General features: G+C 62.5%; 21 protein-coding genes. 9 read left to right on the top strand and 12 right to left on the bottom strand.

The window, feature by feature from the left end:
• Positions 1–25 precede the first annotated feature (25 nt).
• Complete coding sequence (locus tag CR103_RS03945) at positions 26–673, bottom strand: class I SAM-dependent methyltransferase (protein WP_099914735.1); 648 nt, start codon at positions 671–673, stop codon at positions 26–28.
• A 34-nt stretch (positions 674–707) separates the two neighbouring features.
• Positions 708–1,649: a CysB family HTH-type transcriptional regulator gene (locus CR103_RS03940; RefSeq protein ID WP_099914687.1), complete on the bottom strand. Its 942-nt coding sequence runs from the start codon at positions 1,647–1,649 to the stop codon at positions 708–710.
• Between the two features lie 195 nt (positions 1,650–1,844).
• Between CR103_RS03940 and CR103_RS03935 the strand changes: the two genes are divergently transcribed.
• From CR103_RS03935 to cobA, 6 genes are all read left to right on the top strand, one after another.
• Positions 1,845–3,533 carry a nitrite/sulfite reductase gene (locus CR103_RS03935; RefSeq protein ID WP_099914686.1) on the top strand — a complete coding sequence of 563 codons (1,689 nt, stop codon included), beginning with the start codon at positions 1,845–1,847 and terminating at the stop codon, positions 3,531–3,533.
• Positions 3,526–4,083, top strand: a complete 558-nt coding sequence (locus CR103_RS03930) for a DUF934 domain-containing protein (RefSeq protein WP_099914685.1) — start codon at positions 3,526–3,528, stop codon at positions 4,081–4,083. The genes CR103_RS03935 and CR103_RS03930 overlap by 8 nt, the downstream gene beginning before the upstream one ends.
• A gap of 9 nt (positions 4,084–4,092) precedes the next feature.
• Positions 4,093–4,809: a phosphoadenylyl-sulfate reductase gene (locus CR103_RS23205; RefSeq protein WP_099914684.1), complete on the top strand. Its 717-nt coding sequence runs from the start codon at positions 4,093–4,095 to the stop codon at positions 4,807–4,809.
• 99 nt (positions 4,810–4,908) lie between these two features.
• Entirely contained in the window at positions 4,909–5,820 is a 912-nt protein-coding gene (gene cysD / locus CR103_RS23200) for a sulfate adenylyltransferase subunit CysD (RefSeq protein WP_099914734.1), read from the top strand.
• Positions 5,820–7,154 (top strand): sulfate adenylyltransferase subunit 1, encoded by a 1,335-nt coding sequence (locus CR103_RS03915; protein ID WP_099914683.1) that lies wholly within the window; start codon positions 5,820–5,822, stop codon positions 7,152–7,154. The genes cysD and CR103_RS03915 overlap by 1 nt, the downstream gene beginning before the upstream one ends.
• A gap of 12 nt (positions 7,155–7,166) precedes the next feature.
• Complete coding sequence (gene cobA, locus CR103_RS03910; RefSeq protein WP_099914733.1) at positions 7,167–7,922, top strand: uroporphyrinogen-III C-methyltransferase; 756 nt, start codon at positions 7,167–7,169, stop codon at positions 7,920–7,922.
• An 18-nt stretch (positions 7,923–7,940) separates the two neighbouring features.
• Here cobA and CR103_RS03905 read toward each other — a convergent pair whose 3' ends face one another.
• The gene (locus tag CR103_RS03905) at positions 7,941–8,297 is read right to left on the bottom strand and encodes a MarR family transcriptional regulator (protein ID WP_099914682.1); all 357 of its coding nucleotides are present in this window, start codon (positions 8,295–8,297) and stop codon (positions 7,941–7,943) included.
• Positions 8,298–8,369: 72 nt separating this feature from the next.
• Between CR103_RS03905 and CR103_RS03900 the strand changes: the two genes are divergently transcribed.
• Positions 8,370–8,924 carry a hypothetical protein gene (locus CR103_RS03900; protein WP_099914681.1) on the top strand — a complete coding sequence of 185 codons (555 nt, stop codon included), beginning with the start codon at positions 8,370–8,372 and terminating at the stop codon, positions 8,922–8,924.
• A gap of 3 nt (positions 8,925–8,927) precedes the next feature.
• On the opposite strand, the gene CR103_RS03895 is transcribed toward CR103_RS03900, so the two are convergent.
• Genes CR103_RS03895 through lptF form a run of 3 tightly spaced genes read right to left on the bottom strand, consistent with a single transcriptional unit; the run spans position 8,928 to position 11,613 of the window.
• Positions 8,928–9,299 carry a sirohydrochlorin chelatase gene (locus CR103_RS03895; protein ID WP_099914680.1) on the bottom strand — a complete coding sequence of 124 codons (372 nt, stop codon included), beginning with the start codon at positions 9,297–9,299 and terminating at the stop codon, positions 8,928–8,930.
• A complete protein-coding gene (gene lptG / locus CR103_RS03890) occupies positions 9,299–10,483 on the bottom strand; it encodes an LPS export ABC transporter permease LptG (RefSeq protein WP_099914679.1) in 1,185 nt (394 codons plus the stop codon). Before lptG ends, CR103_RS03895 begins: the two co-directional genes overlap by 1 nt.
• Positions 10,483–11,613 carry an LPS export ABC transporter permease LptF gene (gene lptF, locus CR103_RS03885; protein ID WP_099914678.1) on the bottom strand — a complete coding sequence of 377 codons (1,131 nt, stop codon included), beginning with the start codon at positions 11,611–11,613 and terminating at the stop codon, positions 10,483–10,485. Before lptF ends, lptG begins: the two co-directional genes overlap by 1 nt.
• A gap of 57 nt (positions 11,614–11,670) precedes the next feature.
• Here lptF and CR103_RS03880 point away from each other — a divergent pair, with 57 nt between their 5' ends.
• Positions 11,671–13,167, top strand: coding sequence for a leucyl aminopeptidase (locus CR103_RS03880; protein WP_099914677.1), 1,497 nt, complete (start codon positions 11,671–11,673; stop codon positions 13,165–13,167).
• Between the two features lie 28 nt (positions 13,168–13,195).
• Here the strand turns inward: CR103_RS03880 and CR103_RS03875 are convergent, their stop codons facing one another.
• Genes CR103_RS03875 through CR103_RS03860 form a run of 4 tightly spaced genes read right to left on the bottom strand, consistent with a single transcriptional unit; the run spans position 13,196 to position 14,796 of the window.
• A complete protein-coding gene (locus CR103_RS03875; RefSeq protein ID WP_099914676.1) occupies positions 13,196–13,660 on the bottom strand; it encodes a hypothetical protein in 465 nt (154 codons plus the stop codon).
• Between the two features lie 36 nt (positions 13,661–13,696).
• A complete protein-coding gene (locus CR103_RS03870; protein ID WP_099914675.1) occupies positions 13,697–14,170 on the bottom strand; it encodes a CreA family protein in 474 nt (157 codons plus the stop codon).
• A gap of 57 nt (positions 14,171–14,227) precedes the next feature.
• Complete coding sequence (locus CR103_RS03865) at positions 14,228–14,416, bottom strand: DUF1653 domain-containing protein (RefSeq protein WP_099914674.1); 189 nt, start codon at positions 14,414–14,416, stop codon at positions 14,228–14,230.
• Complete coding sequence (locus CR103_RS03860; protein ID WP_099914673.1) at positions 14,416–14,796, bottom strand: phiTE_015 family protein; 381 nt, start codon at positions 14,794–14,796, stop codon at positions 14,416–14,418. The genes CR103_RS03865 and CR103_RS03860 overlap by 1 nt, the downstream gene beginning before the upstream one ends.
• A 449-nt stretch (positions 14,797–15,245) precedes the next feature.
• On the opposite strand from CR103_RS03860, the gene xth reads away from it, so the two are divergent.
• A complete protein-coding gene (gene xth, locus CR103_RS03855) occupies positions 15,246–16,010 on the top strand; it encodes an exodeoxyribonuclease III (RefSeq protein WP_099914672.1) in 765 nt (254 codons plus the stop codon).
• Between the two features lie 238 nt (positions 16,011–16,248).
• On the opposite strand, the gene CR103_RS22430 is transcribed toward xth, so the two are convergent.
• Positions 16,249–16,419 carry a hypothetical protein gene (locus CR103_RS22430; protein ID WP_180279260.1) on the bottom strand — a complete coding sequence of 57 codons (171 nt, stop codon included), beginning with the start codon at positions 16,417–16,419 and terminating at the stop codon, positions 16,249–16,251.
• Positions 16,420–16,559: 140 nt separating this feature from the next.
• Positions 16,560–17,750, bottom strand: coding sequence for a 2-methylaconitate cis-trans isomerase PrpF (gene prpF, locus CR103_RS03850; RefSeq protein ID WP_099914671.1), 1,191 nt, complete (start codon positions 17,748–17,750; stop codon positions 16,560–16,562).
• Positions 17,751–17,770: the final 20 nt, after the last annotated feature.

The following is a 17,770-nucleotide window of genomic DNA, read 5'->3' as shown; positions in this document are numbered from 1 at the left end:
CCGGCTTTTTGGTTCTCTTTCCCGTTTATTTGAGCCGGCAGGTCAGCATCCAGTAGTACTCGAGCCGCACGATCTTGATTTCACGCACCATGGATGCCATCTTCTTGCGCAGCGCGCTGTCGGACGGATAGGTTTTCGGGATTTCGTAGCGTTCGCCGTCGGCGGTGACGCGGATTTGGTAGGTGTTGCCTTCCAGGTCCGTACGCGCGACGGTGTCGCTGCTGCCCTCGACGTATGCATCGTCGAGCAATACCAGCACCGCGTCGCCGACCCTGGCGCGCAAGTGCGCAAGAAATTTCTCCTGCTGCTCGCGCTTGACGTGCGACCACCACGCGCCGATGAAAATCGCCGTGTAGCTGCCGATATCGTCGGGCAGCTTACACGCGTCGGCGATGCGCAACTGCACCTTGTCCGCCGGCAGCGCGCGCAGCCTGGCCAGCGCGATCATCTCGGCATTGATGTCGGTGGCGACAACCGAATCGGCGCTCGCGGCGATGACCTCGGTCCAGTAGCCGGTGCCGCAGGCCAGTTCGAGCACGACGTGGCCGCGCAGCGCCTCGGCGACGTGGCGACGCATTTCGGCCAGGTCGTGCTGGCGCTCCGGCTTGTCGTAGACCCGGTCGTGGTTGGCGGCGCTCTTGGCGTAAAACTGTGCAGATTGTTCGGTGATCATGATTTTCTTGTTCAAACGTTATTGCTGAGGTGCGTTACAGCTCGTAGGTTTCTTTCGCCCCGCTCATGGCCGACTCGACCATCTTGCGGTTCAGGGCCGGCGCCAGCAGCTCGATGAAAGTGTAAATATAACTGCGCAAGTAGGCGCCCTGCTTGACCGCCACGCGCGACACGTTCATGCCGAACAGGTGGCCGACCGGGATTGCCCGCAGGTTCTTGTCGCGCTCCGGATCGAACGCCATGCCCGCTATGATACCAATGCCCATGCCAAGTTCGACATAAGTCTTGATGACGTCGGCGTCGATCGCTTCGAGCAGCACGTCGGGCTTGAGGCCGCGCAGGCCGAAAGCATGGTCGATCTTGTTGCGGCCGGCAAACGCGGTGTCGTAGGTAATCAGCGGATAGGAAGCAATTTCTTCCAGCGACACCGCCTTCGATTTGAGCAGCGGATGGTCGGGCGCCACCACCACCGCGTGTTCCCATTGATAGCACGGCAAGGTGATCAAGCCATCGATGCCGGCGATCGACTCGGTGGCAATGGCCAGGTCGGCCTGGTCGCCTTTGACCATCTCGGCAATCTGGCGCGGATTGCCTTGCAAGAGGGACAAGCGTACTTTCGGAAATTTCAGCATGAAAGCCTGCACCACCTTCGGCAAGATGTAACGCGCCTGGGTGTGGGTGGTGGCGATGGTGAAGCTGCCGCTGTCCTGGGCCGCGTATTCCTTGCCGATGCGCTTGAGGCTGTCGATCTCCTGCATGATCAGTTCGACCGAGCCGAGTACCAGCCGGCCCGGCTCGGTGAGGCCGCGGATGCGCTTGCCGTGCCGGGTGAAGATGTCGACGCCCAGCTCATCTTCCAGCTCGATGATGGCTTTCGACACGCCTGGCTGCGACGTAAACAATGCCTTGGCGGCATCGGTCAGGTTATAGTTCTGACGTACGGCTTCGCGCACGAAGCGCAATTGGTGAAGGTTCATCGATGTCTTTTATGAAGTCGGTTTATGCTGTCTGCATGGTGCAAGCGCATTTTATAAGAATGCTTATGCTCCATACGAATATAAGCAAATAAATTCTCGGTAGTTTGGAATATAGAGAGAGTTTATTACTATTGGGGCCAATTTGGGGTAATGTCACGCCTCCCGCCCCGCACCACCCGCTTTTAGGACCGAACCATGTATCGTTACGACCAATATGATCACCTCATCGTGCGCGAACGCATCGCCCAGTACCGCGACCAGGTGCAGCGCCGCCTGAGCGACGAACTGAGCGAAGCCGAATTCGTGCCGCTGCGTCTGCAGAACGGCCTGTACATGCAGCGCCACGCCTACATGCTGCGCATCGCCGTGCCGTATGGTTTGCTGTCTTCAAGCCAGATGCGCATGTTCGCCCATATCGCGCGCAAGTACGACCGCGGCTACGGCCACTTCACGACGCGCCAGAACATCCAGTTCAACTGGGTCGAACTCGAGCAGACGCCCGACATCCTGGCCGAACTGGCGTCGGTCGAAATGCACGCCATCCAGACGTCGGGCAACTGCATCCGCAACACCACGTCCGACCCGTTCGCCGGCGTTGCCCACGATGAAATCATCGATCCGCGGCCGTTTTGTGAGTTGCTGCGCCAGTGGAGCACCTTCCACCCCGAATTCATCGCCCTGCCGCGCAAGTTCAAGGTCGCCGTCAACGGTGCCGAACAGGACCGCGCCGCGATCGCCGTGCACGACATCGGCCTGACGGTGGTGCGCAACGAGGCCGGCGAAGTCGGCTTTACGTTCATGGCCGGCGGCGGCATGGGCCGCACCCCGATTTTGGGCAGCGTGATCCGCGACTTCCTGCCGTGGCAGCATCTGCTGACCTACACGGAAGCGGTGATGCGCGTCTATAACCAGTACGGCCGACGCGACAACAAGTACAAGGCGCGCATCAAGATCTTGCTCAAGGCGCTCGGCGTCGAAGAATTTACGCGCCAGGTCGAAGCCGAATGGGCCGACCTGAAAGACAATGCCGAGACGCTGACGCAGGAAGAGATGACGCGCGTGAGCGCCTACTTCACGCCGCCAGCGTACGAGACGCTGCCGAACCTCGACCCGGCCGCCGGCAACGAAGACAACAAGGCCTTCGCCAACTGGCTGCGGCGTAACCTCATGGCCCACAAACAGCCGGGTTACGCCGCTGTCGTGCTGTCGCTGAAAAAAACCGGCGTGCCGCCGGGCGACGCCACCGCCACCCAGATGGACTTCATGGCCGACCTGGCCGACCGCTACAGCTTCGGCGAACTGCGCGTCACCCACGAGCAGAATATCGTGCTGGCCGACGTGCCGCAAAGCCGGCTGTTCGCGCTGTGGCAGGAAGCCAAGGCGCATGGCCTGGCGACGCCGAACATCGGCCTGTTGACCGACATGATTTGCTGCCCGGGCGGCGACTTCTGTTCGCTGGCCAACGCCAAGTCGCTGCCGATCGCCGCGGCGATTGCCGAGCGCTTCGACAACCTCGATTTCCAGCATGACATCGGCGACATCGAGCTCAATATTTCCGGCTGCATCAACGCCTGCGGCCACCACCACGTCGGCTCGATCGGCATATTAGGGGTCGACAAGGACGGCAGCGAGTGGTACCAGGTCTCGATCGGCGGCGCCCAGGGCAATGCGGCAGCCATCGGCAAGATCATCGGGCCAAGTTTCTCGGCGCTGCAAATGCCGGAAGTGATCGACCGCCTGCTGCAGGTCTACGTGCGCGAGCGCTTCGAGGACGAGCGCTTCGTCGACACCGCCCAGCGCTTGGGTATTTCGCCGTTCAAGGAACACGTGTACGCCACGCCGATCGTGGCCAACAACCTGGTTGGAGAAGACCACTATGCTTGAAACCCACCACCAGGTCATCAAAGGCCGTGAAGTCGTCGCCGACGACTGGAGCGTACTCAGACTCGAGGAAGACGAAGCGGCGGAAACGGCTATCGTCCCCGAAGGCAAAATCATCGTGCCGCTGGCGACATGGCTGGCCCAGCGCGAGTCGCTGGCCGCCCGTGCCCAGATCGGCGTCTGGATCGGCGCCGACGAACGGCCTGAGACGCTGCAAGCCGACCTGGAAAAATTTGCCGTCATCGCCGTCGACTTCCCGAAATTTACCGACGGCCGCGGCTACTCGATCGCCTACAATTTGCGCAAGCGGCTCGGCTACCGGGGCGAACTGCGCGCCATCGGCGACGTCCTGCGCGACCAGCTGTTTTCGATGCACCGGGTCGGCTTCGACGCGTATGCGCCGCGCCCGGATCGCGACATCCATGACGCCCTCAAGGGTTTGACGGTGTTTACCGAAACCTACCAAGCCTCGGTCGATCAGGACCTGCCCCTGTTCCGCCGCCACGAACGTGATGTGCGTGTTGAGAGCAGCGACGTCGGCTACGGCATCTGAGGAACACACATGAATGAAATAGATTCTCTGATTGGCGCGACCGAAGCGACGCTTGCGCGCATCGCCCGCGATTTTTCGCCCGCTGTCTTCGCTTCGAGCCTGGCCGCCGAAGACATGGTACTGACCGACCTGATTTTGAAGGCCCGCCTGCCGATCGGGATTTTTTCGCTCGATACCGGCCGCCTGCATCCGGAAACGCTGGCCGTGGTCGACGCCGTCGAGGCGCGCTACGGCTACGCCATCGCGCTGTACCGGCCGAATGCCCAGGCGGTCGACGCGTATGTCGCTCAAAACGGCCTGAACGCGTTCTACGACAGCGTCGAGATGCGCCTTGCGTGCTGTGGCATCCGCAAGGTCGAGCCGCTCGGGCGCGCCCTGGCCGGCAACCGCGCCTGGGTCACCGGCCAGCGCCGCTCCCAATCGACTACCCGCGCCGAGCTGGCGGTCGAGGAGATCGACGCCGCCCACGGCATGACCAAGTTCAATCCGCTGGCCGCCTGGTCCGAGGAAGACGTCTGGAACTACATCCGCGCCAACGACGTGCCGTACAACGCCTTGCACGACCAGGGGTTCCCGTCGATCGGCTGCGCACCATGCACCCGCGCCGTGCAGCCTGGCGAGGACGTGCGCGCCGGGCGCTGGTGGTGGGAAAACCCCGACTCCAAGGAATGCGGCCTGCACATGGTCGACGGCAAACTGATTCGCATTAAATCCGTGGCTACGTAAGTCACCACCTGGCCACACGACAAGGCACGACCAATGAACAACGATAACGATACACTGCGCGACACACTGCGCGATACCCTGCCCGCCGCTGACACCAAGCTGAGCGACGTCATGAACGCGCGCCACCTCGACGCCCTCGAATCGGAGGCGATTCACATCATGCGCGAAGTGGCGGCCGAATGCGCCAACCCCGCGCTGCTGTTTTCGGGTGGAAAAGATTCGGTGGTGCTGCTGCGCCTGGCCGAAAAAGCCTTCCGCCCGGGTAAATTCCCGTTCCCGCTGGTGCACATCGACACCGGCCACAATTTCGCCGAAGTGATGACCTTCCGCGACAAGCGCGCGGCCGAACTCGGCGAGCGCCTGATCGTCGGCTCGGTCGAAGAGTCGATCCGGCGCGGCACCGTACGGCTGCGTCATCCCGCCACCGACTCGCGCAACTCAGCGCAGGCCGTGACGTTACTCGAGACGATCGCCGAGCACAAATTCGACGCCTGTATCGGCGGCGCCCGCCGCGACGAAGAAAAGGCCCGCGCCAAGGAACGCATCTTTTCGTTCCGCGACGAATTCGGTCAATGGGACCCGAAAGCCCAGCGCCCGGAACTGTGGGACTTGTACAATACGCGCGTCCACCCGGGCGAAAACATGCGCGTGTTTCCGATCTCGAACTGGACCGAGCTTGACGTCTGGCTCTACATCCAGCGCGAAAAACTCGAACTGCCGCCGATCTACTTCGCCCACGAGCGCCAGGTCATTCCACGCAACGGCTTGCTGGTGCCGCTGACCGACCTGACGCCGGCGTTCGACGGCGAGACCGTCGAAACCCAGGTAGTACGCTTTCGCACTGTCGGCGACATTTCGTGCACCTGCCCGGTGGCGTCGAACGCATCGACCGTCGAAGCGATCATCGCCGAAACGGCCATCACCCAGATCACCGAACGCGGCGCTACCCGGATGGACGACCAAACGTCCGAAGCGTCGATGGAAAAACGCAAGAAAGCAGGATACTTCTGATGAACCCAATGATCGAAAACCCGGCTGGCGAGCAGCCCGACGCCGCATCAAGCCTGCTGCGCTTCATCACCGCCGGTTCGGTCGACGACGGCAAGAGCACCCTGATCGGCCGCCTGCTGTTCGACAGCAAAGGCATCTTCGCCGACCAGCTCGACGCGATGTCGCGCTCGAAGCACAAGCGCACCATCGGCGACGCGGTTGACCTGTCGCTGCTGACCGACGGCCTCGAGGCCGAACGCGAGCAAGGCATCACGATCGACGTCGCCTACCGCTACTTCGCCACGCCCAAGCGCAAATTCATTATCGCCGACACCCCGGGCCACGAGCAGTACACCCGCAACATGGTGACCGGCGCTTCGACCGCTGACGCAGTGATCATCCTGGTCGACGTCTCGAAGGTCAAGCTGAGCGAAGACGGCGGCGATGGTGACGTTGAGCTGCTGATCCAGACCAAGCGCCACTCGACCATTGCACACCTGCTGAAAATCCAACACATCGTCGTCGCCGTCAACAAGATGGACCTGGTCGGCTACGACCAGGTGGTGTACGAGCGCATCGTCAAGGCGTACCGCGAGTTCGCCGCCACGCTGGGCTTGAAGGACATCACGCCGATCCCGCTGTCGGCGCTGTCGGGCGACAACGTCGTCGAGCCGAGCGCGAACATGGCGTGGTACCAGGGTCCGACCCTGATCGAACTGCTCGAATCGCTGTCGGTGTACGACCAGTCGCACCACGCGCCGTTCCGCTTTCCGGTGCAGCTGGTGGCGCGCCACAACGGCCACCAGGCCAACGACTTCCGCGGCTACATGGGCCGCATCGAAGCGGGCAAGGTCAGCGTCGGCGATCATCTGGTGGTGCAGCCGTCCGGCCAGCGCGCCACCGTCAAGGACATCGTCACGCTGGAAGGTTCGCACGCGTCGGCCGTGGCCGGCCAGTCGGTCACCTTGCTGCTGGACGAGCACCTCGACATTTCGCGCGGCGATCTGCTGGCCGGCGCCGATAAGCCGGCCACCCTGCTGAAAAACGTCGTCGCCGATGTCTGCTGGATGGCGGACGAACCGCTCGACCTGCGCCGCAAGTACTGGATCAAGCACGGCACCCGGCAAACCGGCGCCAAGGTGACCAAGGTCGACACGCTGCTCGACATCAATACCCAGCTGCGCCACCCGGCCGAGGGACTCAAGCTCAACGACATTGCCCGCATTGCGCTGACGGTGCAGCAGCCGCTGGCGGCCGATGCCTACGACGACATCCGTGCCACCGGCGCTTTTATCTTGATCGATGAAGTGACGCACCAGACGGTCGCCGCCGGGATGATCCGGCTGGAGACGTAACGGGCGCTCATGATGTCAGTATTTGGAAAAGTCTATCTGGTAGGGGCCGGTCCCGGCGCCCAGGACCTGGTCACGTTGCGCGGCGCGCGGCTGCTCGCGCAAGCCGACGTCGTGCTGCACGACGCGCTGGTGACAGCCGAAATGCTCGAACTGTGCCCGCAGGCCGTCAAGATCGCGGTCGGAAAACGCTGCGGCAGGCTGTCGACCGCGCAGGCCTTCATCAACAAGCAGATGCTCGACTGCGCGCACAAGTACGCCGTGGTGGTGCGCCTGAAGGGCGGCGACCCGATGCTGTTCGGCCGTGCCGATGAAGAACTGCGCGCGTTGGAACAAGCCGGCGTCGACGTTGAGGTAGTGCCCGGCATCACCACCGCGCTGGCGGCGGCGGCGGCGGCCAAACAGCCGCTGACCCGCCGCGGCGTGGCGCGCAGCGTGGCATTCTTCACTTCCAGCACCGCGCCCGAGCATGCCGGCCAGGTCCAGGTGCCCGACACCGATACGCTGGTGCAGTACATGGGCGGGCGCGAAGCGGTCACTACCGCGCAGCGCCTGCTCGAGCAGGGCCGCGGCGCCGACACGCCGGTCATCGTGGTGGAAAACTGCAGCCGGCCGGACCAGCGCATCCTGCGCCTGAGCTTAGCCACGCTGGCGCACGGCTTGGGCGAGGCGCATGGCCCGGTGCTGGTGATGCTGGGCAACGCCCTCGCGCTGCGCGAGTACCAGGCGGCAGATGGCGCGACGGGCTCCAAGGTAGTTAAAACCGCCTGAATCGGTACGTCGGGATACTTATCCCCTGGCGGCATTCACCAGGCAGGTCGACAGCTTATCGAAATGCAGCAGCGCCGCCTGTGTCAGTTCGACCTGCTTGCGGCGTGTGTCGTCGGTATCGGCCAGCATCAGCCAGCCTTTTTCGCGCATCGACTTGAGGCGGCTGTGGACCGTCGCCGGCGAGCCGAATTCGGCTTTCGCCATCATGTCGCGTACCGACAGCCGATCCCGTGCTTGCGCATTGACCGCAACAAATGCAAGGATGCGCTCTTCAAGCGGATCGAGTACCGGCAACGAGGGCAGGCCCCGGAGCGCTTCGGCAAGTTGCAGGAAGCGCAGGTAGATGTCGGCAGGCCGTACAAGTGACTTTGTCATTGATTTCAAATTGGCCGGTCGCCAGCTGTGTGATATTTAACGTAATTCTAACCTATATGAAGCGATGCCTTTATGAAGCACTTGCGCTTTCAGGCCGCCATGGTTGGCGCCACCATGCTCGCTTTCGTGACCACGATCGCGGTAAACGAATGGCTGTTCACCAGGCTCGAATTCGTCCCCGGCATCAACTGGATCTATCTGCCGGCCGGCATGCGCCTGCTGTGCGTGCTGTTGTTCGGTAACGCCGGCGCGCTCGGCTTGCTGCTCATTTCATGGCTGGTGTGCTTCTTCTATTTTTTCCCGGACGATTACCTGCGCTCCTTCATGGGCGGCGTGCTGGCCGCGGCCGCGCCCTGGATCGCCAACCGCCTCGCGCAGCAGGCGTTCGGCTTGCGCGCTTCGCTCACCAACCTGTCGCCTGCCCGGCTGCTTGTGTGCATTGTGCTGTATTCGGTCGCCAGCCCGCTGCTGCATCACGTCTGGTTCGCCGTGCATGGCGACAGCGGCGACCTGCTGCACGGCTTCGTCGTCATGTTCGTCGGCGACCTGGCCGGCACGCTGATCGTCGTGTATGCGATGAAGGGCCTGCTGTCGCTGCTGCCGCCGGCAGCGCCGCGCAGGCTCTGAGCATCACGTCAGCGAAGCTACACAGTACGCGGTCATCGCATCCAATACCGCCGGGTCTTCGCCCACCGCGCCGACGACCTTGATGGCAACACCCGGATGATCGATCTTCAGCTGCGCCACCAGTAACGGCAGGTCGCGCAGCAGATGGCCGCCCTGGCCCAGGAAAACCGGCACCACGGTAATGTCGTCGACACCGCCGGACGCCAGCTGCGCCACCTCGGCCGGCAGGCGCGGCTCCATCAGTTCGAGAAAGGCCAGTGAGACCGGCACTTGCGGCAACCGCGCCGCCGTGAGGTCGCGCAAGCGTTCGAACGGCGTTGCCCACGAGGCTGCACGGGCGCCGTGCGCGAAAAGGACCAGCGCGCGCGTGCCCATCAGTGCCGCTCCACCCACCACAATGCGCCCAGCGCCAGCGCCAGGAACAGCAGGCTGGGGGCGATTGCGGTGAAGAACGGCGGCCAGGTCGAGAGCAGGCCGAGATGCGAGAACAGCGTATTGATCAACATAAAGCTCACTCCAATCATAATGCCAATGAAAATCTTGAGGCTGATGCCGCCGCTGCGCGAGTGCAGATAGGCGAACGGCAGCGCCAGCGCCATAAGTACGAAAATGGCCAGCGGGTCGATCAGCTTCTTCCAGAACGCGATCTTGAAGCGGTCGGCCCCCTGCTTGTTTTCGGCCAGGTGGCGGGTGTACACCGCCAGCTCGTTGGCCGACATGCGGTCCGGGTCGGAGGACGACACCGACAGGATTTTCGGCGTGATTTCGGAGATCAGGTCCATGCTCGCCAGCTTGCGCGTCGCCACCGCGCTGGTCTCCTGGCCGAACGTGTTCTGCACCCGTTCTCCCTTCGGCACTTGCTGGCCGGGGGGCGGCAGCACGCGGCTGTTCGAAAACAGCGTTTCGGTGACGTCGGCCAGCCGCCACGTATTGTTGCCCTCGAAGGTGGCACTGGCGGCGGTGATCAAGGAGCGCAGGCGGAAGTTGGTGTCGAACTCGTACAGGTTCACGCCCACCAGTTGGCCATCGGCGCGGAACTGGCGCACGTTGAAGAAACGCGAGCCGGTCACCGGCCCGCGTACGCCATCGCTGCGTACGATATCCTTGGTCCACATCCCCGAGCGGAATTCCTGCGACACGGCCGTGCCTTTCGCGCTCAGTTTGAGCCGTTCGGCCAGCGGCGCCGTGCGCGGCGTGATCAGTTCGCCGAACACGAAGGTGATCAGCACGAACACGATGGCGACCCTGAAGACCATCCACGCCGCCATCCGGGTCGACATGCTCGAGGCGCGCATGATGGTGAACTCGGAGCTGGCGGCAAATTGGGCCATCGTGAAGATGGTGCCGATCAGCGCCGCCATCGGCATCACTTCATAGACGTGCCCCGGCAGCAGCATCAGCACATACAGGAAAGCGTGCTGGATCATGTAGCCGCCCTGGCCGACCGCCCCTAGCTCGCCCGTCAGGTCCATGAAGGCGGTCAGCGACAGCAGCGCGACCAGCACGAAAAATACCGCCTGCGCGATATTGACGGCGAAATAACGTTGAAGAATTTTCATCAGGCAATCGCCTCACGCGACGCGCGGCGCCGTTTCAATCCGTTCAGCAGCACCAGCGGATGGTAGCGGTGATTGACGTTCAGGCGCCAGGCGAACAACGCCAGCACGCCTAGCGCCACCAGCAGGTGCAGCGGCCACCAGGCGGCGCCGAAGCCGGCATTGCCCTGCTTGACGCTCGCTTCGGTCAGCTTGACCAGGTTACTGTAGGTGATGAAGATCAGCATCGCCAAAATCAGGTTGGCCGAACTGCCGGCGCGCGGATTGACGAAGCCGAGCGGAATGGCCAGCAGCAGCAGCACCAGGCACATGATGGGCGACGCGATGCGCCATAGCAGCTCGGCCAGCGCATAGCGGTTCGGCGCGGCCAGCAGCGCCGCCGTCGACAGCGAGGCGACCGGCATGTCGGCGCCCAGCACCGGCACCCGGGTGGTCACCCGCATGCTGTAGCGTTCAAACTCCATCGACTGGAAATCGGCCTGGCCCGGCACCCCCTGGTAGCGCCGGCCGTTTTTCAGCACCAGGAACTGGCCACCCTTGGGATCGGCCTCGATCACGCCCTCTTTCGCCACCACCACCGTATTGCCGTTCTTTTCGACGGTGTTGACGAAGACGTTCTGCACCACGTTCGAGCCGACGGCGCTGCCTTCGACGAAAAACACCCGGTTGGAGGAGACCGACTCCATGAACTGGCCAGGCGAGACGCGCTTGAGGTCTTCGCGCTTCTCGAAGCGCTGTTTGAACTCCGTGCTTTTCATGTTGGCCCAAGGGTTGGCGAACAGGCTCAGGGCGCCGGTCACCAGCACCAGCGGCAGCCCGAACGTGAGCACCGGATAGACCCAGCGCACCAGCGACTGGCCGGAGGCGAACCAGACCACCATTTCGGAATCGCGGTAGCTGCGCGTGACGACCATCAGCACCGAAATAAAGCTGGTGAGGATCAGGATAGTTGGCAGATAATTCAGCACTGCAAAGACCAGCAACGCGACGACGTCGCCGGAGGCTACTTTGCCGCCGGCGGCGCGGCCGAGGATGGTAATCAGGGTCCAGGTGACAAGGATTGAAAACAGCACCGTGAAGGTGGCGCCGGCAGAACTGGCCAGTTCCCGTCGAAGGGCGCGTTGGAAGATCATTCGAAAGTTATAATCACAGGTTAGGCAGAGCGCGTCACAAACGAAACGGAGAATCAAATGGACTTTAGCATAAAAGCATTCGACACAAAAAACACCATCGCGTCAGCCAAAACTGGCTGTGTCGCAGTTGCGGTATTTGAAAACAAAAAACTGTCGCAGGCCGCCAAAGCCTTCGATCAAGGTGGTGAAATCACGGCTGCGCTCAAGTCCGGAGACATCACCGGAAAACCAGGCTCCACCTTGCTGCTGCGCGGCGCCAGTGGCGCCCAGGCGGCGCGCGTGCTGCTCGTTGGCCTCGGCGCCGACGAAGCAATCAGCGAAAAAAGCTTCGCCACGGCGGTCGCCGCGACCTTCAAGGCATTCTCGCAATTGGGCGCTGCCGACGCCATTATCGCATTACCGATGCAAGACGTGAAACAACGCGACCTGGCGTGGGCCGTGCGCGCCGTCGTCTGCGCCGCCCACGAGAGCGAATTTCGCACCGACGCCCAAAAGAGCAAGAAAGATCCGGTCCCGGCCGGCGTGCGCAAGGTCACGCTGGCAGCGGCCGCCGTCGACAACCACATCAAGACCGCGCTGGCCGAGGCCCAGGCGATTGCCAACGGCATGGACCTCACAAAAGAGCTGGGCAACCTGTCGGCCAACGTCTGCACCCCGACTTACCTGGCCAACACAGCCAAAAAGCTCGCCAAGGACTACGATTTCGACGTCGAGGTCCTCGACCGCAAGCAGCTCGAAGCGCTCAAGATGGGTAGCTTCCTGTCGGTCACCAACGGCAGCGAGGAGCCGCCGAAGTTCATCGTCCTCAAGCACAACGGCGGCAAGTCGAAAGACGCGCCGGTGGTCCTGGTCGGCAAGGGCATCACCTTCGACACCGGCGGCATTTCGCTCAAGCCGGGTGCGGCTATGGATGAGATGAAGTACGACATGTGCGGCGCCGCCTCGGTGCTGGGCACCTTCCGCGCGATCGGCGAGTTGGACCTGAAGCTTAATGTGATCGGCGTGATCGCCGCCTGCGAGAACATGCCGTCGGGCCGCGCCACCAAGCCGGGCGACATCGTCACGTCGATGAACGGCCTCACGATCGAGGTGCTCAACACTGACGCTGAAGGCCGCCTGGTGCTGTGCGACGCGCTGACCTATTGCGAGCGCTTCAAGCCGGCCGCGGTGATCGACATCGCTACCCTGACCGGCGCCTGCATCGTCGCGCTCGGCCACCACAACAGCGGCCTGTTTACCCGCGCCGACGCCGCCCACGACGCGCTGGCCGCGGAACTGCTCATCGCCGGCAAGCAAGCCGGCGACACCGCATGGCGCCTGCCGGTCGAAGAAGCGTACAACGAGCAGCTCAAGTCGAACTTCGCCGACCTGGGCAACATCGGCACGCCGGGCGGCGGCAGCGCCACCGCTGCCTGCTTCCTCGAAAACTTCACCCGCAAGTACACCTGGGCCCACCTCGACATCGCCGGCACCGCCTGGAAGTCAGGCAGCGCCAAGGGTGCGACCGGGCGTCCGGTACCGCTGTTGACGACTTTCCTGATCAACCGGGTCTGATGGCGCAAGCCCGGCCCACCCCCTGTTTTTAATAAACCGGGGTGCTGGCGCCCTGTTCCGTCGCCGCTGTGGGCGCGGCCGACAAAGGCCGCATCATCACCGTCAAGGTCGCGGGATAATCGAATCCCGCGCCCGAACGGCGGTCGACGAAATAGCCCAGCCCCGCGCTGACAACGGCGTTGCCGATCAACTTGCCGATGCCGAACTGCGAGGCGACGACTTCGCGCGCGGCGCCGACGCCGTCTTTTTTGCAGTCGATGGCAAGTGGATCCTTACTTTTCCGGATCGTCACCAGGCCGGGCGCCGTCACGAACCAGCGCCCTGCCGGATTCGACAGCACGCAGCCGACGCCGCTCACTTCACGGTGATCGAGGATGGCGTGCACCGCCACCTCCTGCTGGTCCGAGCCGGTCAGCGTGGCGCAGCCCTGAAGCGCCATGACGGCCAGCAGCGACGCCGCGGCTGCGATTTTCAAGCGCAGTGTCGAGGACATGGTTTCGGTCCTTTGATTAGCCAAGCGAGTAAGCCGTTATTTAAGCGGAATCGGCTGGTTGGCCGGCACCGGCACCGCCGTCACGCTGTTTTTCGGGCTGCCGTCGATCAGGCGGTCCGAATACACCAGGTAGACCAGCGCGTTGCGCTTGGCGTCGACCATCCGCACCACCCGCACGTGCTTGAAGAAGATCGAGGCGCGCTCGGAAAACACCTCCTCCTGGCGCGGCACCTGGCCGGTAAACGACAGCGCGCCGACCTGGCGGCAGGCGACCGAGGACTCGGCCTTGTCTTCGGCCACGCCAATGGCGCCCTTGATGCCGCCGGTCTTCGCGCGCGACAGGTAGCAACTGACGCCCGCCACTTTCGGATCGTCGAACACTTCGACGACGACCTTGTGATCGGGGCCGATCAGTTTAAAGGCGGTATCGACGGAACCGATGGTTTCAGCCGATACGCACCAGGCGGCGGCCGATAAAATCACACCCAATACTGCCTTTGTCAGTTGCATGAAAATCCCGCGGATAAAGGAAAAGAACGAGGAAGGAGGCGCCGCCAGGCGGGGCAATCAGTCCACCGGCGCGAAGCGCGGTACCAGTTCGCCATCGACCTCGACGAGCTGGAAAAATGCTTGTTTGGGCCGGGTCCAGATCGAACCGTCGGCCGCGCGGTAGACCACCATGTCGGACAGGTCCGCTTCGAGCGTGGCCATGCAGACCAGCTCGTACAGGCCGCCCTTGTAATGCCGGTACTGCATCAGCTGCCGGCTTTGTCTTCCGCCAGTGCCTTCTGCTTTTTCTTCAGGCTCTGGATGACCTTGAGCGCGCCTTCGATACCGGCGGCGTCGTCCAAGTCGCTGAAGGCGTCAAGCACTTCATTGAGCACGCGGTTGCGCATCGCCGTTTCATCGGGCAACGCCTGCAGGGATTTTTGCGCGCTTGCGGCAACTTCCTTGTGCGCGGGCTTAGCTGCCGGCAACTTTGGCGCCGCCGCCGCCGTCTTGCCATGCGCCAGTGCGGCCTGCCAGATTACCCAGCGGCGCTGCGTTTCAAACACCAGGTACTCCTCCGGCTTGTCCTCACGGCGGCGAACAATGTGGCCATCGCGTTGTGCCCACGCCTCGAATGCATTGCGCATTTTTATCCTTTACAAATGCTGTAGTCGCATTTAACATTTTGAACTGCAACGTTTTAAAACAGTCCACCTGTCGGCGCAATTTCAAGCAGCGAAACCGGTCTCGAGGGCTCGTTACTATTATCGATTTTCAAGGATAACAGTTGATGTAATGATACTACGACTAGCCGTTATACAAATGCAATTTTTCATTCCCTGTCGGTAACAATAGGCTAGTTTTTCTATTTTGTCTTCCTTTTGTTACACTTTGCTACACATATAGCCCCGCTGAGTCAATTTGACAACATGTTTTAGCCCTTGGCGTGCATGGCGTAGCGAAATTGCTCTTACCAGCGCGAGTGCTTGATTGCCATTTTTTTAATTCGGCCGCAGGTTTAAGCAATCGTCCTGTTGCGCGTTACGTAACGATCCCCAATACTGCGTTCCAGCCGCCACTTTTCCAAAGTAATAATATGAAACTAGCAACATGGAACGTTAATTCGCTCAAGGTCCGCCTGCCCCACCTGCTTCAATGGCTGGCAGAAAATCCGGTGGACGTGCTCTGTCTGCAGGAAACCAAACTCACGGACGACAAGTTCCCCGTGGCCGAGATCAATGCCGCCGGCTACCAGGTCGCCTTCAGCGGACAAAAAACCTACAACGGCGTGGCGATTTTATCGAAGCTGCCGATCCTTGATGTCGTCAGAAACAATCCACGCTTCGACGATCCGCAGCAGCGTATCCTGGCCGCCACCATCGATGGCGTGCGCATCCTGTGCGCGTATGTGCCGAACGGGCAAGCGGTCGACTCCGACAAATACGCCTACAAGCTGGCGTGGCTGGCGGCGCTGGCCGAGTGGCTGGCCGACGAGATGCGCAGCTATCCGCAGTTGGCGATCCTGGGCGATTACAACATCGCGCCGGACGACCGCGACGTCCACGATCCGGCCGAGTGGGCCGGCCAGCTGCACTGCTCCGACAAGGAGCGTGCCGCGCTTGGCGAACTCACCGCGCTGGGCCTGACGGATGCATTTCGCATGTTCGAGCAGCCTGACAAGACGTTCAGCTGGTGGGACTACCGCCAACTGGCGTTTCGGCGCAACCGCGGCCTGCGGATCGACCATATCCTGTTGTCACAGGCGCTGGCGGCGCGCTGCACCGCATGCGCGATCGACCGTAACCCGCGCAAATGGGAGCAGCCGTCCGACCATGCGCCGGTGATTGCGACGATAGGCTAGCGCGCTTCAGCGGCCTTCAGCAGCGCCGGCGCTGCGGCGGCATTGATGCAATGCCATCTTTGCCGTTCAGAGCAACTGCGGATCGAGTGGCGCCCCGCTCCAGCCCTACGGTCACTTCGTCCATCTTTTCAGCTTACCTAAAACAAAACGCACCTGAGAGCCATTGATCCGGCTTGCAGGTGCGTTCTTTTGTTGCGCGCGGCTTTGGTACCGCAGCCGCGCCGAGGGTGCTAAAAAATTACAGGCCGCAAGCGTAGTATGCTGCGTCCTCGTTGGCGCCGGTGTACGAAGGATCGAGCGTCTCACGCAGGTTCAGCGTGAAGAACGCGGCAACCAGTGCCACCAGAGAAACGGCTGGGGCCGATACGTTTGAGGATTGAGCCGGTGTATTCAAAGTAAAAGACGTCATGTGATGCTCCTGAAGGTTTGTAATCGATAGACAGATTATACGGGCCACTTGACAGGAGTTCCAATTTCGAGTTCTGATACCCATTATTTCGGTTGTGAATATTGGCTATGAAACATTTCCGATGTTGAAATGATGTGACCCTATGTCGCCTCGCCCGGCACCCGCACCCAGCCGTCCATCAGCACCCGCGCGCTGCGGCTCATGATGGCCTTGCCCACCGTCCATTGGCCGTCCTGCTCGCTTGCTTCGGCGCCGACCCGCAGAATGCCGGACGGGTGGCCGAAACGTACCGCCGTGCGCGCACCGCCGCCAGCGGCCAGGTTCACCAGCGTGCCGGGGATGGCAGCCGCGGTACCGATGGCCACCGCCGCGGTGCCCATCATGGCATGATGCAGCTTGCCCATCGAGACGGCGCGCACCAGCAGATCGATATCGTTTTGGCCGACCAGCTTGCCGCTCGACGAGGTGTAGCTGGCCGGCGCGGCGACAAAGGCGAGCTTGGGTGTGTGCTGGCGCCTGGCGGCGTCGTCGATGTGCGCGATCAGGCCCATGCGCAGGGCGCCGTGGGCGCGGATCGCCTCCAACCTGGCCAGCGCGGCGGGCGCGCCGTTGATGGCGTCCTGCAGCTCGGTGCCGAGATAGCCGATGTCTTCGGCGTTGACGAAAATAGTCGGGATGCCGGCGTTGATCATGGTGGCCTTGAAGCTGCCGACGCCCGGCACGTCGAGTTGGTCGACCAACTGGCCGGTCGGGAACATGGCGCCGCCGCCGCCCTCCTCTTCGGCCGCCGGATCGAGAAACTCGAGGCGCACTTCGGCGGCCGGAAAGGTGACGCCATCGAGCTCGAAGTCGCCCGTTTCCTGCACCGCGCCGCTCGTCACCGGGACATGGGCGACGATGGTCTTGCCGATGTTGGCCTGCCAGATCCGCACGGTAACCACGCCGTCGTGCGGGATGCGCGCGGGGTCGACCATCCCGCTGTTGATGGCAAACGGGCCGACGGCGGCCGACAGGTTGCCGCAGTTGCCGCTCCAGTCGACGAAACCGCTGTCGATCGACACCTGGCCGAACAGGTAGTCGACGTCATGACCCGGACGGCGGCTTGCAGCGACGATGACGGCCTTGCTGGTACTCGACGTCGCCCCGCCCATGCCGTCGATCTGCTTGCCATACGGGTCGGGGCTGCCGATCACGCGCAGCAGCAGCGCGTCGCGCGCGGGGCCAGCCACTTGCGCGTTCGCCGGCAAGTCCTGCAGCCGGAAGAACACGCCTTTGCTGGTACCACCACGCATGTAGGTGGCGGCGATCTTGATTTGGGGTGGGTGTGCCATAAAAGCCTCTGTAATTTGGT

Source organism: Massilia psychrophila (assembly GCF_002760665.1).
In the GTDB taxonomy this organism is placed as follows: Bacteria; Pseudomonadota; Gammaproteobacteria; order Burkholderiales; family Burkholderiaceae_D; genus JAFCUW01.
The sequence above is the reverse complement of the archived record's forward strand: the minus strand, read 5'-3'. Positions and strand labels throughout refer to the sequence as shown.

Excerpts from the sequence above, each read along its gene's own strand:
- cobA (WP_099914733.1), top strand. The coding sequence starts at position 7,167 with ATGTCAGTATTTGGAAAAGTCTATCTGGTAGGGGCCGGTCCCGGCGCC.
- CR103_RS03870 (WP_099914675.1), bottom strand. The coding sequence starts at position 14,170 with ATGCAACTGACAAAGGCAGTATTGGGTGTGATTTTATCGGCCGCCGCC.
- CR103_RS03865 (WP_099914674.1), bottom strand. The coding sequence starts at position 14,416 with ATGCAGTACCGGCATTACAAGGGCGGCCTGTACGAGCTGGTCTGCATG.
- CR103_RS03935 (WP_099914686.1), top strand. The coding sequence starts at position 1,845 with ATGTATCGTTACGACCAATATGATCACCTCATCGTGCGCGAACGCATC.
- lptG (WP_099914679.1), bottom strand. The coding sequence starts at position 10,483 with ATGAAAATTCTTCAACGTTATTTCGCCGTCAATATCGCGCAGGCGGTA.
- CR103_RS03860 (WP_099914673.1), bottom strand. The coding sequence starts at position 14,796 with ATGCGCAATGCATTCGAGGCGTGGGCACAACGCGATGGCCACATTGTT.
- CR103_RS22430 (WP_180279260.1), bottom strand. The coding sequence starts at position 16,419 with ATGACGTCTTTTACTTTGAATACACCGGCTCAATCCTCAAACGTATCG.
- CR103_RS23205 (WP_099914684.1), top strand. The coding sequence starts at position 4,093 with ATGAATGAAATAGATTCTCTGATTGGCGCGACCGAAGCGACGCTTGCG.
- xth (WP_099914672.1), top strand. The coding sequence starts at position 15,246 with ATGAAACTAGCAACATGGAACGTTAATTCGCTCAAGGTCCGCCTGCCC.
- lptF (WP_099914678.1), bottom strand. The coding sequence starts at position 11,613 with ATGATCTTCCAACGCGCCCTTCGACGGGAACTGGCCAGTTCTGCCGGC.
- CR103_RS03940 (WP_099914687.1), bottom strand. The coding sequence starts at position 1,649 with ATGAACCTTCACCAATTGCGCTTCGTGCGCGAAGCCGTACGTCAGAAC.
- CR103_RS03945 (WP_099914735.1), bottom strand. The coding sequence starts at position 673 with ATGATCACCGAACAATCTGCACAGTTTTACGCCAAGAGCGCCGCCAAC.
- CR103_RS03915 (WP_099914683.1), top strand. The coding sequence starts at position 5,820 with ATGAACCCAATGATCGAAAACCCGGCTGGCGAGCAGCCCGACGCCGCA.
- CR103_RS03880 (WP_099914677.1), top strand. The coding sequence starts at position 11,671 with ATGGACTTTAGCATAAAAGCATTCGACACAAAAAACACCATCGCGTCA.
- CR103_RS03930 (WP_099914685.1), top strand. The coding sequence starts at position 3,526 with ATGCTTGAAACCCACCACCAGGTCATCAAAGGCCGTGAAGTCGTCGCC.
- CR103_RS03895 (WP_099914680.1), bottom strand. The coding sequence starts at position 9,299 with ATGGGCACGCGCGCGCTGGTCCTTTTCGCGCACGGCGCCCGTGCAGCC.
- CR103_RS03900 (WP_099914681.1), top strand. The coding sequence starts at position 8,370 with ATGAAGCACTTGCGCTTTCAGGCCGCCATGGTTGGCGCCACCATGCTC.
- prpF (WP_099914671.1), bottom strand. The coding sequence starts at position 17,750 with ATGGCACACCCACCCCAAATCAAGATCGCCGCCACCTACATGCGTGGT.
- CR103_RS03875 (WP_099914676.1), bottom strand. The coding sequence starts at position 13,660 with ATGTCCTCGACACTGCGCTTGAAAATCGCAGCCGCGGCGTCGCTGCTG.
- CR103_RS03905 (WP_099914682.1), bottom strand. The coding sequence starts at position 8,297 with ATGACAAAGTCACTTGTACGGCCTGCCGACATCTACCTGCGCTTCCTG.